Here is a 16455-nt window from a genome sequence, read left to right on the forward strand (position 1 = left end):
TCTGGACTTCACGCTGAGAGAGCGACACGCGTCAACCGCGATGTGCACCAGACAATGAGGCCGTTGCTTCCACATAGCGGAGCGTTCAATTGACGTTCGAACCCCGCTAGCGCTTCACACGCTGATAGTCGGCAAGTCACTGAGAGCGCACCAGTTCCAGCCGAAGAAAGTGCACGTCTCTGACGGCATATCTCGTATAGGAACCCGTCAGATTAGCATCACGCAAACTTGACGCTTGCAGAACCGGGGCCGTCCCCACATGACAATGCCCCTATGCGCAGTCGCCCAGCGTCATTGAACCACGTCGATTTCAAAGCCCGCGCTCCGCTCTTCTCCATCTGCCTTTGTCTGCAGGAACAGGCGGTGTGGGCCAGCTTCTTCGAATGTCGTTTCAAATCGAAGCTCGGGGCCGCCCCTGGATGTGTCCCCGTGCGGGTGATCACCTGTCGAGTAAGCCTGCACCATGGATGTGGCACCCTGGCTAAAGCCGACCAGATGACCATAAGCGCCCATCAGCGGCTCAAGCCCCTCGAAAGGCGCGCGGTCGGCACCAGACACCGTGACGGTGAGGTTCACGGGCTCGCCAACTGTAACCTCTTTCGCCAGAGCCAATTCGTACCGCAGACCATCGACGCTGGCTGTGAGGACGTTACCCGCAGGCAGAGGTGGCGCACTCTCTTCCCCCACGATCAAAGCGTCCGACAGCATGACCTCGCTTTCGGAAGCGGTTGCCTCGTCATGATGGTGATCTTCATCCTCTTCATGGCTGTGCGCAGCCTCCCCTCCAGCAAGCGCATAATGGGTCCAGACCCGGTAGGTGCGTGGATAATTAGGCGTGAAGGTGACCTCGAAAAATCCGTCAGGTCCAGCGTCAGGATGCAGGCGGATGAAATCCTCAAGCCCTTCATCAACAACCATCACATGCAATTTTTCGCCATGTGTGGAGGCGATATCGTCAGCAGTCACAGCCTCTCCGTCCGGGCCGTTGAGGATCAACGACACGGTTACAGGTTCACCAGCCGTGGGCATCTCGGTCAGCGAGAAACCGAGGGTCGGCTCTCCCGTGCCAGCGGCATGCTGATGGTCCCCCTCACCGGCACCGTGTTCATGACCATGATCGTCACCCTCATGCGCGTGCTCACTCTCTCCTTCATGCGGATGGTCATCGGCATGATCCTCGCCGCCATGCTCATGCGCATCCTCGCCCTCATGCGCATGGCCGTGATCGTCATCAGACGCCGAACCTTGCGAACAACCGGCCGCAACAAGCGCGAACAGGCCGAATGAGGCCAGAAGGGCATGGCGGGAAGGGATTGTGCGTTTCATGAGTATCTCCAGACGTGTGCTATGAGCGGTTGCATTTTTTACTCGGCGGGCTGTGGAACGGCGGCATCTTCGTCAACCGGCCCATGCCGCGCGTGGCGTTCGCCGAAACGGGCATAGAGCGCTGGCAGAACTATCATGTTGAGGATGGTGGACGTCGTCAGACCGCACAGGATCACCATCGCCATGGGCGACTGGATTTCACTGCCCGGCTCGCCGGCGCGCAGTGCCAGCGGCACGAGCGCAAGCGCCGTGGCAAGCGCTGTCATGAGGATCGGGACAAGCCGTTCCATTGCCCCCTGCCGCACCGCGGACAAGAAGTCTGGTGTTTCACCAGAATCGACCAGATGGCGGATATGCGCAACCATCATCACGCCATTGCGGGTCGCGATACCGAAAAGCGTTATGAAGCCAATGATCGAGGCGACTGACAGGACACCCCCTGACAGGTAGACCCCGCCTACGCCCCCGATCAGGGCGAGTGGCAGGTTCACCATGACGAGTGTCGCGTCGCGGGCGGAGTTGAACGCCATATAGAGCAGGACAAACACACCGATCACGACGGCAATCGAAAGTATGGTCAGCCGGTTGGTCGCGGCGTTGGCGCTTTCGAACTGGCCGCCATATTCGACATAATAGCCGGACGGCAGGTCGACGCCGGTCTCGATATTGTCGCGGATATCATTGACCGTACTTAACAAGTCGCGGCCGGCTACATTGGCCATGATGACGATCTTGCGCGCCCCATTCTCCCGGCTGATCGTGTTCGGTCCGCGGTCCCGACGGATCTCGGCAAGCGCCTTGAGCGGGACTTCCGCTCCTGTCGGCGTGACGAAGCGAGTTTCACGCACAGCATCAAGGCTCGCCTTGGCGTTCTGGTCATAACGTACGACGAGATCAAAAGCCGCGCTTCCTTCCAGCACTCGGCTTACCTCGGCCCCGGCAAAGGCTGCCTCGATCATTTCGGCGACTTCGCCAGTCGTCAGGCCATACTGACCAATCACCTGACGCTGGAAATCAACCGTCAGCGTCGGCACGTCCGCCTGCTGTTCGACAGAGAGATCGACCACACCGGTAATGCCTTCCATGGAAGCCCGTATGTCCTCCGCCTGACGGCGCAATTCGTAGAGGTCTTCGCCAAAGAGCTTCACCGCAATGTTTGCGCGGGTCCCCGACAGCATATGATCGATCCGGTGCGAGATGGGCTGACCGATCGTGATGTTCATGCCGGGAACGCTTGTGAACGAGGCCCGCAAATCCTCAAGGAAGGCCTCCTTCGAGCGCTCGCCCATCTGTAGCGCCACTTCGATCTCGGAGGCACTGACAGCCTGGGCGTGTTCATCCAGTTCAGCCCGGCCGGTGCGGCGTACCGTCGAGACGACTTCCGGCTGTTCAAGGACGATCTGTTCGACCAGCTTGCCGAGCTCATCGGATTGCTGCAGCGACGTGCCAGGCAGCGTTACGGCACTAACTGTCAGACTGCCTTCGTTGAAGTCAGGCAGGAAGGACCGGCCTGCCATAGCGAGGAAGGCCGTCGCTGCGATAAGGCCGCCAATGGAAAGCGCACTCAGTAATTTCCAGCGTTTCACCGTGCCATCCAGAACAGGCGCGTAGACCTGTTTCACAGCGCGCGATAGCCACGGGTCGTGTGCAGCTTTCACCCCGCCATCCTTTGGCATAAGGATCGCAGCCAGCGCTGGCGTCACGGTGACAGCGACGAGCAGTGAGGCAGCGAGCGCAATCACATAGGCGAGCCCCAACGGCTGTAGAAGGCGCCCCTCAACGCCCGACAGGAAGAAGAGCGGCAGGAAGACCAGCATGATGATCAACGTCGCGAAAACGATGGAGCCCTGGATCTCCCGCGTGGCGTCTGCAACGACTGGCAACACGCCACGCGGCTCGCCCTTCGCCCTGTTTTCGCGCAGCCGCCTCGTGACGTTCTCGACCACGATGATGGCGTCATCAACCAGCGCGCCAAGCGCGATTGCCATGCCGCCGAGCGTCATCGTATTGATGCTCGCCCCCATGGCCTGGAGAATGAGAACCGTCACCACGAGCGAAAGCGGGATAGCGAGTAACGAGATCAGCGTTGCGCGCCAGCTCATCAGGAAGGCGAAGACGATCACGATGACGAGGATCGCCCCGTCCCGCAGCGCATGGGCAACATTCTCGACCGCGACAGAGATGAAGTTCGACTGACGGAAGGTGTTGGTCTCGATCCGCATACCTTCGGGCAGGCTCGCCTCGGTTTCCGCGATGACCCGGTCGATTTCCCCGGTCAGTGTCAGCGTGTTGGTATCAGGCTGTTTCTGGATACCCAGCACGACGGCATCTTCGCCGTTATGCGAGCCGGTGCCACGCTTCAGAGCGGGTCCAATCTCAACCGTAGCAACGTCTCTGACGAGGACGGACACACCGCCGCGCACGGCGACAGACGTCGCTGCGATATCCTCGACCTGCTCCGCGCGCCCGAGCCCGGTGATCAGGTACTCCTGGCCACCCTGATCGACAAAGCCGGCAGACGAGTTCTGGTTCGTGGTACTGACCGCCTCCGTGACCTCCTCAAGCGTCAGGCCATAGGCTGACAGACGCGCCGGATCGACGGTCACCTGATACTGCTTGGTATCGCCGCCAATCGGGATGACCTGCGCCACACCGGGCACCGCCAGGAGGCGGCGGCGCAATGTCCAGTCGGCGGCTGTCTTCAGCTCCATCGCATCATGCCGGTCGGATTTCAGCGCGATGAACATGATCTCGCCCATGATCGAGGACACGGGCGCGAGGACGGGCGGCGGCACATCCGGAGGCAGGCTGTCCTGCACCAGCTGCAGCTTTTCAGAGACAATCTGGCGCGCACGATAGATGTCGGTGCCCCATTCGAAGTCCACCCATATGATGGCGCTTCCAACGGAGGTCGATGAGCGCACGCGGCGCACGCCTGACGCGCCGTTGAGCGCTGTCTCGACCGGGAAAGTGATCAGTGTTTCGACCTCTTCCGGCGCCATGCCATGCGCCTCTGCGACGACAGCGACCGTGGGGGCCGTCAGGTCGGGGAAGACGTCGACCGGCATGCGTGTTGCCTCGTACACGCCCCATACAAGCAGGCCGACGGCGGCGATGAGGACGAACAGGCGATGGGTGAGTGAGGCCTTGACGGTTTGCGTGATCATTATCTCGTCCTAGTGGGCGTGGCCGTGGCCGGCTTCGGCAGGTCCCGAGGCGGCGAGATGAACGAGATAGGCACCGCGCGACACGACGCGTTCACCGACATCCAGACCGGATGCAATCCCGACCTGATCGCCATCTCGCAGGGCAATCCTGATCACCCGCCGCTCCCAGTTTTCACCATCGGCCATGACATAGACGACATCCTGGCCGGCATCGTCGATGATCGCCGATGCCGGAATGACCGGACCAACAAAGATGTCGCTCGTGCGAACACCAGCCGTGACCGAAGCACCAGCTCTTAGGGCGCCGCCCGGATTGTCGAATTCAAAGGTAATGGGAGCGGTACGTGTGACCGGGTCAATGCTGGCGCGGGCCGATACCAGGCGGCCGTTAAGGTCTTCCAGATCACGAACCGCATCAGAGCCCGCGATGCGGAACCAGGCCCCTTGCGGGGTGCCAAGGGAGGCCATGTCGGCTTCCGCCACCCGCGCCACGAGGCGGAGCGTCTCATCCTCAACAATGTGGAACAGCGCCTGGCCGGATGTGGCATAAGCACCGGGCGTGACATTGACCTCTATAACCCGCCCACCAATCGGCGCAAGCACGGAAACACCGCCTGATCCGCCGGCTGCATTTGCGCGGCTGCGGGCTGCATTATGGCGAGCCTCGGCCTGGCGTTCCGCTGTACGGGCTTCATCGACACGGCGCTGCGGAACCGCGCCATCCTCGAGCAGGCCCTCGACACGACGGGCTTCAGATCGAGCGGCCTCAAGCGCAGCTTCTGCACTTTCAAGTTCTGCATAGAGCGAAGCGCGATCCAGGTCGCCGCCAAGTCGGGGCTTGATACGCACAAGCAGGTCACCTTCGGAAATGATCTCCCCAAGTTCAGGAAACCCACCCTGAGGGGCGCTCACAAGGCCATCAGCGGGCGCTGCCACACGAGCTTCCGCGTTCGGCGAAATAGTCAGGCTACCGGGCGCCATGACCGAACGCGCCAGCGTGCGTTCAAGGACAGGCGCTGTCGCGAAATCCACCTTCCACTGCTGCTCTTTCAGAAATGCAACCAGCGTCTCGCCCTCTTCCGCATGCGGAAGCGTTGCGTCGGCTTCGCTAGCGGTGCGATAGACCTGGTACTCACCAAGGTCATGGACTGACGTCAGGTCGCCGCTTCGCAGCTCGACCGTTACGCGGCGCAGGGTGGCATGTCTCGGCACGGCAACTGGCCTGAAGATACCAACTGTCGGCGACGGCCCGGCGCGGAAGATCTCCTCTGCGGCACCACCGCCCGAGAGACGAATAATTGCTTCTCCGCTGCTCACAGGCTCAAGTGTATCGAGGCGCGTAAAATGCGCGGCGAATGGCGATTCACGGCCGACAGCGAAGGGGGGAAATTCGACGAACAACTCCGCCATGTCGGTGAAATCGGTCACGACAACACCGCCATCATGGCCGTGGCCATGACCATCGCCTTCGTCGACATGACCTCCATCCTCATCATGTGCATGACCGCCGTCCGCAGGATCGTGCCCATGGTCGCCGGTGCCACCGCAGGCTGTCAGGCCAAGCGCAAACAGTGCCGCAGCAAGATAGGTCAAACGGCTCATTGGTCGGTCTCCGGGAGAAGTTCGGCAAGGGCCAGAGCGGCCTTGCGAGCATTATGCTTCAGGGTAATGGTTCGCAGATCGGCTTCACGGGTCGACTGAAGGGCATCGATAACTTCGAAGACGGCAATTTCTCCGCCATTGAAGGACGCCAGCGCGATCTGGCGCAGCTCAGTTGCTGAAGACAGCGCACCGGCCTCATAGCGCTCAGCTGCTGCCATCAGTGTTTCCAGACGATGGCGGAGCGAGGCAATTTCCGAGGTCAGGCGCATTTCGGTGAGACGCAGACGTGCCTCCGCTTCATTCACGTCCGCGGAGCGAGCGCGGTATTCGCCCTGGTTCCTGTCAAACAGCGGCAGCGGCACGCTCAGGCTGAACAGCAAGCCGGTCGACTCTGAAAGTCCTTCCGTCTGGCGAACGCCTGCCCCGATTGTTAAATCCGGCATGTACTTGGACGCTGACTGCCGACGCCATCTCGCGCCCTCAACCTGCGCTTCCAGCGTGCTGATCGCGGGCAATCTGGTGGTGCTCGCCGGTGGCAGATCAGCTGGCAGAAGATCATCCGTCAGAACGACATTCTCCGAAAGCGGATCGGTCCCGATCAAAGCGGCAAGCGATCGTTCGGCCGAATACACATTCGTCTCGGCTTCAGTCAGAGCTATACTGGCGGCCAGCGCTTCTTGCCGAACACGCTCGACATCATAGCGCGCCGCATCGCCACCCTGTTCACGTCGTGTCGTTTGGGCGAGCAGCTCATTGACCTCCTCCCCATACCGCTTGGCGACAGCAAGTTCTTCCCGTGCTGCCACCAGATCGAAATAGCGACGACGCGCCTCGACGCCGAGCGTCGCCGCCTCTGTCAGCGCCTTGAAGCGTGCCGCCTTGATGTCGGCTTCAGCCCCGCGCCGGTTGAAGGAACGTCGGCCCGAGAAGTCGAGAGTCTGTTCAACGGTGAGGATTGTTTCAGACCCGTCACCACCAAATCCCTCAGCCCCTTCACGCTCAAAGCTGGCTACGGGATTTGGCAGCATGCGCGCTGTCTGAAGATTGCCTTGCGCCCGCTCGATCGGCGCCTCAAGCAACTGAACCGCTTCCGGGTGATCCGTTGCGAGACGGGCGGCGTCATCGGCAGACAGTGTCTGGGCGGCAGCAGGCATCGCCAGCAAAAGAAGAACAGGAACGATTAAAAACCGATTTGAGATCGGTTTTTTGATCGGCATTGTGGATGACGAATGAATCATGAGGTGTCAGTGATGATTTGAGAGGAAAATGGATTCGAGCTCGTGATGGATAGGCTCGGAAACGATGAATAATGAAAGCGCCGAAGCAAGCATCGTCAGGACGAAACCGGCAGCGCTCCACCCCGTTGCGAAGAAGCGCGGGGCGAGCAGGGCATGCGCGCGCAGTTCGATGTCAGCGTCCCCGAATGCCATGCAGGCATCTGGCACCTTGTATCCAAAGGCCTGCTTCAGCCGCTCGACAGCAAGAAGTGTTTCTGCCGTGCGGATCGCGCCATGCGCTATCGCGGCCAACGCATCGCAGGCTTGTTCCTGCGCCAGCTCCAGCTCATGCATGAGCAAACGCTGTGTCCACGGCAGATGGCCGATGCTCAGCAAATGACCCATCAGGCGAAACAGACCATCACGGCGCCTCGCATGCGCTTCTTCATGGGCCATGACCACGGCAAGCTGTTTCGAGTCGAGTGCCCGTACGAGGCCATCGCTCACAAAGGTCTCAGACCGCAGCAGACCCGCCGACAGGGCCACCGGCTTGGGTGTCTGAACGACATGTGCATCAGCCAACCGCGAAACTGAAGCGAGCCGCAACAGGCGCTGGCTTTGATTGGACCGGCTGATGAGGCCGAAAAATGAGAGACCGAACCAGAGGAGAATGGCGCAGAGGCTGCCTGCTCCTAGCGCGGTCAGGAGCAGCGTATCATCAGCCCGCGCATGTGAGGCACAAGCGGCGCTATCGATATGGCAATGATGGGTAACAAGGTCGAGCGGCCACGCATGCGTGGAGAATGCTACGAGAATGGCGACAACGGCGCCCGATAGCAGCGGCGCACTGAGCATGCCTATGAGAATGGCCACCCGGAGCCCTGGCGCGACCCGGCGCAGCGGTCGCAGCATGAGCGGCGCGGCAACCGCAAGCGCGAGGCTTGCGACGATAGCGACAGCGATGCCGCACAGTACGGCAATCCAGATATCGGCAAGCGCGATCACTCCGGCTCATCCTTTGCCAGCCGGGCCTCGCGGACCAGTTTTTCGAGGGCGTCCAGGGTCTCGGGAGTGGCACTCGCCGTGATGCCCGCAAAGGCCGCCAGCAGGCCATCATCGCTTTTCGCCCGAAACCGGCCGAGTGCTTCATCGACAAGGCGCGCCATTACCGCCTCGCGGCTCTCCGCTGGAGAATAAACGTAAGCGTGGGAAACCTTGTCGCGGAAAAGCAACCTTTTGCGATGCAGGCGCTCAAGCGTCGATTGGACGGTAGAAAGAGAAATACCGCGAGACCGGCTGAAATGCTTATAGAGGTCACGCGCATCAGTCTTGCCCCAGGACCAGATGGCCTCAAGGGTCGCGACTTCCAGGTCTCCAAGTTTCAGTTGACCGGCCACGCATTCCTCCAGCTCGTCATTCACACAATCATAGATTACAAAAAGCCGACCAGCAATCGGTTTTTCAACAGGAAGGAACGGATCGTGTGGCATAATCTTATTCAATTCGCTTCATGACATCCGGAACGACAAACGTCGTGCCAGGAAAAGTTCCGTCGATACAGCCGGAGGCCCAATTGCGGGCGGAGGTATGAGGGTCCCGCGCTCTTGCCCCCGGCTGCTCCAACGGGAGTTCAGAATCCAGAACTAATCAAACTGGACTGCGTACTCTCCATAGATCGGATCGTAATATATGCCGCCCTCTTGATAATTCTCGTTCCATACTTTCTCCCCGGCCTCGTCGGTACGGTAGAGATAGGGAGACAAGAGGAGGCGTTCCTGATGCCAGCGACCATCTTCGCCGGAGGGAATCTGTGTGCCCGAACCATAGAGCATGAGCCCGTCATCCGACCGGATCTCATGCTGGGGACTAACCTCCATGTATTCATGGCTCACATTCATCAGCTTGTGACCAAGCTCATGAGCGATTGTGAGCTTGTTCGTTGCGTCGTGCTTCGTAAGCGAAATGACACCGCGAATTCGCTCCGGGATCGTATCTGCATACGAGTAGGAAGGAAACGAGAGCCCGGACGTGTTTACGATCTTTGGAGCCCAGTTCCGCCCACCATCAAGATCCTCATAATAGGGCATATAAACATTCTGAAGCGCGACGAGATAAACCGTCCGGGCATTATCCGACGAAGGTTCGACAATGGCCTGGAAGGTCTCTATCGCTCCCTCCGACATTTCCGTGGGATGGACCGCACCCTGAACATACATGTTGCCATAGCCACCTGAAGGCATGTCCGTTTCCCATTTCGACGCGAAGATTGCCAGGTGTTTCGGATCAACTTCGCCCGTCTTCACAAAGAGGAGATTCAGTTGAACACCGGTCGGCTCAAAGACCTTCTTGGCATTCCTGAACTCCTCGATGAGGCCGCTCAGCGGCAGCTTTTCCTTTGCCCCTTCGTGAAGGTTGGAAGGATAGTACAAGCCGACATCCACTGTCGGCTTGCCCGGTTCAAGGTCGGCGTTGATCGCCTGGACATCAACCGATTGAACCGAGGCCCATTCGACACCCGGCACGGATGCCTGGTCTGAAGGCTGTGCGGCCGATGTGGCCACACCTCCCCAAATCGTCAGAGCCAGCAGCGATGCAGCAAACAATGTCCTCTTCATAGAGATCTCCTCGTCATTCTGGTGCGGATTGGACGCGCCCCGCGGGGCGCGTCCCGGACTTATTCCTCCGCTGGTTTGGACGCTTCCAGGACCTCGTCGAAGTTCGGATTCTTGGACTTCGCGAACTCGATGGCCGGGTGATCAGAGCTGAGCTGGTAATAGTAGAAGGGCTCGCCCTCTTCCATCTGGTCATCCAGCGTCTCCGCCATTTCGCCAATGCCCTTGACGAAGGAATCGTAATTGTCGCCTTCCCGCTTCTTCTTGAAGATCAGGATGTCGGCTCCTTCGGCGAAGGGGGCTTCCCAGCCAGTCGGCATGTTGGAACCGAAGTGGAAAATGGAACCGGCCTCCATGACCTGCCGCTTGCCTTCGCTGCAGAGGACCCAGCGGCCACTCATCGTGTAGATGATGCTTTCAGTGGGGTGGGGGTGCTCCGACAGGAACATGCCAGGCTCGAGCCTCAGCGTGTAGCTGCGCAGGTCTTCCCCGAACAGGAGCGGACCGAAATAGCCCTCATGGGTGAACGTGGCGCTGTCTCCATCCATCGCTTCCTGGACATTCTCGATGATCTCCACATTGTTGGCGAGCTGGATGTATTCAGGCGACGTCGGTGTTGCCTCGACGACCTCGGCTGGTTTCACATCATCGTGTGTGGTGTGCGAGCCGTCCGGCGCGTGAGAGTGTCCGTGGTCGTCATCGCTGGACTGCGCCTGCCCTGCAGGGGCGGAACAGGCCGCGAGCGCAAAGGCAAAAAGCGCGGGAGCGATTATCTTCGTATTCATGGTGACCTCCTGGGTCGTCTGGTGTGGATTTGATGCGCTCAGCAGACTGAGCTCTGGTGTTCGATGGCTTCCGGTTGAAGAAAGAGCGGCCACCGCGGGATTGACCATTGTCGTTCCCGCGATGGCCATTGTTCCTGGATCAGCCCAGCACCCAGGTCGCGCGGGCGTAGAAATACCGGCCCAGAAGCGAATAGGTCATGGTGTCAGTGTTGCCGTCCGACCAGGAGCTCACATAAGGGGCTTCCTCATCGAGAACGTTGTCGACACCAACGCTCAACTTCAACTGATCAGTAAACTGATAGCTTCCCTGGATGTTGTGGTAGACGACTGCGTCGATATCGGTGCCCACCTCACCCGGGGTGCCGAAATAGTCGGTCGCGGCACCAATGAGCTGAGCGTTATAGACGCCTGTCCAGCGGTCAGTGCTCGCCGACCAGAACGCATTGCCTCGCCATTCAGGATAGCCGCCGTCGCAGCAACCCACGCCACCGTCGTAGACGAAAGGTGTATCCCCATCGAAGGCGGTGACCTCATACTTGATCAAATTGGTGGCCTGGAGCTTGATGGAATGATCGATACCACCCGCCGCAAAGTCGTAATTGGCCGCAATATCGACACCCTGCATGATCTCGTCGCCCGTATTCGCGCTTTGAGCGGACAGGAAGTCGATGTCACCCGTCAGCGGGTTGCGGGTATGGTGAGACGGTCCACAGAATGGGTGCGACAGTCCAACAGATGTGTAGCAGGACGCCAGCTTGGTGGAGCCGGAGGTCTGCCGGATGGCATCCTCGATATCGATATCGAAGTAGTCGACCGTGAACGAGAGCCCCGGCACATAGCTTGGCTGATACACGGCGCCAATTGTGAAAGTCGTTGCGTTTTCCGGCTCCAGGTTGGGGTTACCGCCCTGATCAGTAAGAATGGCCGAATTGAACTGGACATAGTCCACCGGAACACCGGCAGCCTGACAGTTCTGATAGACCACGCTTGAGGGATCCAGAGACGACCAGTTGGAGCACGGGTCAGTGGTTGGAATCTGGCCTTCGCTCACCCCTGAGAACAGTTCCGTGACACTGGGGACCCGGAAAGCGGTCGAGTAGGTGCCGCGGAGCTTGAGGTCAGAATAGACCTGCCAGTTCAGGCCAACCTTGTAGTTCGTATCCGACCCGAACAGATCATAGTCCGAATATCTCAGAGCCAGATCGAGATCGAGCACCTGAGCGAGGGGCACTTCCCGCAGGAGCGGGACATTAACCTCAGCATACACTTCCTGGGCTTCGATCGATCCTCTGACAGGATCCTGCGCATTGCCGAGCGCATCACCCGCTACAAGGAGAGAATCCGGCTCCAGCCAGCCTTCGTCTTCCCGATACTCAAACCCGGCCGCAAAGCCGAGCGGGCCGGCCGGCAATTCGAACAACGAACCGGCAATATTGCCCGTAAAGCTGATCTGCTCGTTTCCGCCTGTGTCTCGCTGATTGGTGAGGATGTAGTCACCAACTTCAGCCGTCAGGTCTCCCTCACCAAGTATGTCCGCACACGGAATGCCGTCTGTTCCACAAATTGATGGGTCGAGTGCTTCGCCCAGACGCCGGGTATTGATGTTGTTCTTGAGCGCATCGACAGCGGTGTTCCGGCCCCAGTTCAGGGAGAGATCATAATTCCAGCTGTCCCACAGATCGCCCTCGATACCCGCAACCAGGCGCCAGGTAGAGACATCCTGCTCGAATTCACGCGCCCCGAACTCAGCCGTGCGACGACGCAGGAGAACGATGTCCTGGCCGGTTGGATTTGTCGGGTGGGAAGCGTCAAACTCAATATTGCTCAGGGTGGCCGGAGAGCCCGGCTGGTTAGACGTCCGCCAGTTGAACAACGCCTCACTGAAGAACCGGACCGAGTCGCTCAACTCGTAGTTCCCAAGGGCCGCAAAGCTGACCCGCTCAACAGGATTGGACGCATTGAAGAACGGATTCGAATTGAAGCCGTGATCGGCAATATTGAAGGGTTCGTATGCGTCACCGCCAATGAAATTGATCTGGTCGCCATTCGGGAACACAGCCCGGCCGCCCGCCGTGCTCGAACTACCGGCGGTGCACTCGAGATCACCGTCGCCATCCGTATCGGCGAGCGCGCAAGGCGCCCGGACGTCCAGCGGCGCCTCAAGATTGTTCTGGTAGCTGGCATTGAACATCATGCTGCCCCGGTCGCCCACGGCACCCCAGGTCAGATCGACAAGATACTCTTCCGCGTCGCCTTCGCCGGAAATGCCGTACTTCGTATCCAGCTTGAACCCATCGAACTCATCAAGGGTAATGAGGTTGACCACGCCCGAGACAGCGTCCGCGCCGTATACGGCAGACGCCCCGTCTTTAAGCACCTCGACCCGCTCAAGCAGAGAGACAGGGATCATGTTGAGGTCGACCGAGCTGTTCGCCCCGGAACCGCCAGCAACCACCCGCCGGCCATTCAGCAGGACCAGCGTGCGGTTCGGGCCAAGTCCGCGCAGATTGACTTGCGCTGTGCCCCAGCCACCAGAAACCCAGTACGCGGCGTTGGAATTACCCGCAAAACCAGCAGAAAACGATTGCGTCTGCAGCAGCTCTTCGACGTTTGTGATGCCGGTCGCGTATATTTCCTGGTCATCAATGACAGAAAGAGGGCCGACACTTGCGAGATCCGTCCGCTGAATGCGGCTGCCGGTCACCACAACCTTTTCCTGAGTGGAAACTTCTTCATCCACCTGCTCCGCCTCGCCATCAAGCGTGACCGCCTCATCCTGCGCCCATGCGCCGCCGGCCAGAGCCAGGGACGCGCCCAGCGAGATGGCCGTCGACACCAGCAACCTGGACGTCAGCCCACCCCTATTCCTCGCAATATGTGTACTCATTTGAACCACTCCTCTGGTTGCGCCCATCACTTCCCGGAAAATTGGGATTGAGCGAAAGTTAGAATAAAGTCAGTGCTTTAGAGCGTCCTTTTTCGCGCCACGCAGCAGAGGTATACAGCTCCGCACACAAAACCGACTGTTGATCGGTTTTTTGCCTAAATTTTAGGCGGCTCATGGATGTTTTGTCTGCTCTGCTCATCACTATGCGGCGTCGCCGTTCTTGGATGAAAGCCCCGTACTCTACTTGGTACCCCTTGTTTCAATCCGCTCGCCGCATGCGCCATTTCATCCGCCCAGGGAGTAATCCAGAACGATGCCGGCCCGCGCCACTCGCAGCCAAAGTCGGCTTTTCTCATCCGACCAACCTGTCTGTATTGTTATTGGCAAAAAAAAGACCGTCAACCGTTTTGATTAAAATCTTCGTATTATGCATGCACATAAAAAATCTGATCATTTTCTGATCTGCTATGCACAAGCCATCACCACAACAAGCGACGATGTCGAGAATATTGCCATCCGCGGCCAGGAAAAGGCCCATACGGTCATGGCCTTACGACGCGCCAGCCCAGCGCGCTTTGATCAGGATAACGATGCTGAAGTCGGAAAGGGGATGGCTGAATGCGACACTGCGGCGAATCCTCATTCCATCAAGCCGGCTTAGGAGCGGCCGCCGAAGAATCCGCGCCAGATTCAACAAAGCCACCCTATCCTACAGATGAGCACCGGCTCAGGTCCTGATCACATGACTAGAGCTGCGAGTAGAGCTGGTAGCCCTCGCGATAGAACAACTTCATGGTCGTGACGAAGTCGCCTGCCAGAGAGGTCGTCCGGTCAATCACGAAGATTGCCGCCCCCTCTTTTGCCTCAAGCGCGCTTGCAACTTCCTTGCTGGCGCTGACAGCGGTGAACACAACGTCACCGCTCGAAAACGGGACCGTCTGGACAAGCCACTCATTGGCACTGATCTCATCAAGGGGCGCATTTCGCATTTCAGGCACGACTTGAAGATTTACCCAACGCGCCTCGAACGCGAACGGGCGACCGTCAGCCAGATGGATCGTATCAAGCTGCAGCGCCTTGGCACCCTTTTCCAGGCCGAGCCGTGTCCGAATACCCAGCGGAGGAACTTTTTCCGCCTTCCGAAGCACCTGGTGCCTGTACTGCGCCCCGAACGCTTCGACCTGCTCGCGAACGATAGGGATATCGAATTTCGCCTGACGAACCGGCATTTCAGAGACACGGGTGCCACCCTTGCGCTTTCTGACAATGAGGCCCTCACTCGCCAACCCCTGCAGGGCGCGATTGATTGTTGTACGCGCGCACCCATATTCATCGGCCAGAACGGCCTCGCCGGGTATCAGTTCGCCAAGCGCCCATTCCCCCTTTTGAATTCGCTCGAGAATGGATTGTCGTATCGTCTGATGGGTAACTGAACTCATACCGCTCCCCTAAGCCGCACGATCGTTTCTGAAAATGCCGGTACTATCCTGTCGCGATGAACATGCCTGCCGCCGCTGACCATGTGACGACCCGCAGACCAGACGTCACTGACGATATCGTCTCCGCCCGCAAAGATCCATGCGTCGAGCACTGCATCCTCCGACAACCCGGCAATCGCAATTGCGTCGTCGTCGAGCGCAACCAGGTCAGCAAGCGCGCCGACTTTAATCTCTCCAGCATTGCGCCCGAGCGCTTGAGTGGAGCCGCGGGCTGCACCTTCATAAAGTTTGCGGCCGTTTGACGGAGTTTCCTCGTCCGTCAAAACGACCCGCCGCTTGCCATGCAGCCTCTGCGAAACTTCCAGCATCCGCAATTCCTCTGCCAATCCTATCCGGACATTGGAATCAGATCCTATACCAAATCGCCCACCTGCCCCCAGATATCTCTCGCCATCAAATATTCCATCGCCGAGATTGGCCTCGGTAATCGGGCAGAGACCCGCGACCGCACCGGACCGCGCCAGATCAAGGGTTTCCTCCGGCTGCATCTGTGTGGCGTGGATGAAGCACCAGCGCTCATCTACGTCCATGTTCTCGAGAAGCCAGGCGACCGGCCGGCTGCCCAGCGCATTCTTGACCTCCTGCACTTCTTTGACCTGTTCCGCCGCATGGATGTGGATGGGCCCACCTTCACCCAGCCTGACGGCCACATGCATCCCCTCGATCGGCACCGCTCTCAAGGAGTGCGGGGCAACACCGAGCCTGAAATCGGAAGGAAGGCGCTCGAGACGAGCACCAAGGCTGGAATGTAATGCTTCATACGAATCGAGACCGCACCCGAAGCGCAACTGGCCGCCTTCGAGCGCGCGCCCGTCCATTCCACCCCTCATGTAAAGGACGGGAAGATGCGTATACCCGATACCCGTGAGCTGGGCTGCCTCGAAATGCCTGAGAGACGTCTCGTCGATCTGGTCATAGGATACGCCGCCGGGCCCATGGTGCAGATAGTGAAACTCGGCCTGAGCAGCATAACCAGCTTCCAGCATTTCCATCTGGACCTGGGCTGCAATCACTTCAATATCATCAGGCGAGAGGACATCCAGGAAACGATACATGACTTTCCGCCACGTCCAGAAATCATCAATTGCGTTAGGCCCGCGGCGTTCCGCAAGACCAGCCATCGCTCTTTGAAAGCTGTGACTGTGCACATTTGACATCGCAGGCAGCAACACCCCCACACTCTGGTCAGATTGAGCGTCATCATCCGAAATTTCTGATATGGTTCCGGAGTCATCTATTGTGACTTTGGCATTGTGCCGCCAGCCTGCTGCTGTGAGGACCTGCCTGGCAGAAATTTTGACTGACATCTGTGTTGCACACCTCTTATTATGTGCGTACATATAAGAATGTTGTTGGCATT

The 16455-nt window shown here is 59.0% G+C and carries 12 protein-coding genes; 1 reads left to right on the forward strand and 11 read right to left on the reverse strand.

The genetic code is table 11. From position 1 onward, the window contains the following. Positions 1-291 precede the first annotated feature (291 nt). From Q1K29_RS14965 to Q1K29_RS15005, 9 genes are all read right to left on the reverse strand, one after another. Positions 292-1326 (reverse strand): hypothetical protein, encoded by a 1035-nt coding sequence (locus tag Q1K29_RS14965; RefSeq protein ID WP_300395886.1) that lies wholly within the window; start codon positions 1324-1326, stop codon positions 292-294. Positions 1327-1364: 38 nt separating this feature from the next. Continuing rightward, positions 1365-4493: an efflux RND transporter permease subunit gene (locus tag Q1K29_RS14970; RefSeq protein ID WP_300395887.1), complete on the reverse strand. Its 3129-nt coding sequence runs from the start codon at positions 4491-4493 to the stop codon at positions 1365-1367. Positions 4494-4502: 9 nt separating this feature from the next. Beyond that, positions 4503-6095, reverse strand: coding sequence for an efflux RND transporter periplasmic adaptor subunit (locus Q1K29_RS14975; protein WP_300395888.1), 1593 nt, complete (start codon positions 6093-6095; stop codon positions 4503-4505). Beyond that, a complete protein-coding gene (locus Q1K29_RS14980) occupies positions 6092-7249 on the reverse strand; it encodes a TolC family protein (RefSeq protein WP_300395889.1) in 1158 nt (385 codons plus the stop codon). The genes Q1K29_RS14975 and Q1K29_RS14980 overlap by 4 nt, the downstream gene beginning before the upstream one ends. A gap of 90 nt (positions 7250-7339) precedes the next feature. Then, positions 7340-8317 (reverse strand): M56 family metallopeptidase, encoded by a 978-nt coding sequence (locus tag Q1K29_RS14985; RefSeq protein WP_300395890.1) that lies wholly within the window; start codon positions 8315-8317, stop codon positions 7340-7342. Beyond that, positions 8314-8709, reverse strand: a complete 396-nt coding sequence (locus Q1K29_RS14990) for a BlaI/MecI/CopY family transcriptional regulator (RefSeq protein WP_300395891.1) — start codon at positions 8707-8709, stop codon at positions 8314-8316. The genes Q1K29_RS14985 and Q1K29_RS14990 overlap by 4 nt, the downstream gene beginning before the upstream one ends. A 246-nt stretch (positions 8710-8955) precedes the next feature. Further along, positions 8956-9927: a hypothetical protein gene (locus Q1K29_RS14995; protein ID WP_300395892.1), complete on the reverse strand. Its 972-nt coding sequence runs from the start codon at positions 9925-9927 to the stop codon at positions 8956-8958. A 59-nt stretch (positions 9928-9986) separates the two neighbouring features. Then, positions 9987-10709: a cupin domain-containing protein gene (locus Q1K29_RS15000; protein ID WP_300395893.1), complete on the reverse strand. Its 723-nt coding sequence runs from the start codon at positions 10707-10709 to the stop codon at positions 9987-9989. A gap of 139 nt (positions 10710-10848) precedes the next feature. Beyond that, positions 10849-13596 (reverse strand): TonB-dependent receptor, encoded by a 2748-nt coding sequence (locus Q1K29_RS15005; RefSeq protein WP_300395894.1) that lies wholly within the window; start codon positions 13594-13596, stop codon positions 10849-10851. A gap of 427 nt (positions 13597-14023) precedes the next feature. Between Q1K29_RS15005 and Q1K29_RS15010 the strand changes: the two genes are divergently transcribed. Further along, a complete protein-coding gene (locus Q1K29_RS15010; RefSeq protein ID WP_300395895.1) occupies positions 14024-14257 on the forward strand; it encodes a hypothetical protein in 234 nt (77 codons plus the stop codon). 85 nt (positions 14258-14342) lie between these two features. Here the strand turns inward: Q1K29_RS15010 and Q1K29_RS15015 are convergent, their stop codons facing one another. Next, positions 14343-15035: a UTRA domain-containing protein gene (locus tag Q1K29_RS15015; protein ID WP_300395896.1), complete on the reverse strand. Its 693-nt coding sequence runs from the start codon at positions 15033-15035 to the stop codon at positions 14343-14345. Further along, positions 15032-16435: a formimidoylglutamate deiminase gene (locus Q1K29_RS15020; RefSeq protein ID WP_300395897.1), complete on the reverse strand. Its 1404-nt coding sequence runs from the start codon at positions 16433-16435 to the stop codon at positions 15032-15034. The genes Q1K29_RS15015 and Q1K29_RS15020 overlap by 4 nt, the downstream gene beginning before the upstream one ends. Positions 16436-16455 lie beyond the last annotated feature (20 nt).

It is taken from the genome of Henriciella sp. (assembly GCF_029937755.1).
GTDB lineage: Bacteria > Pseudomonadota > Alphaproteobacteria > Caulobacterales > Hyphomonadaceae > Henriciella.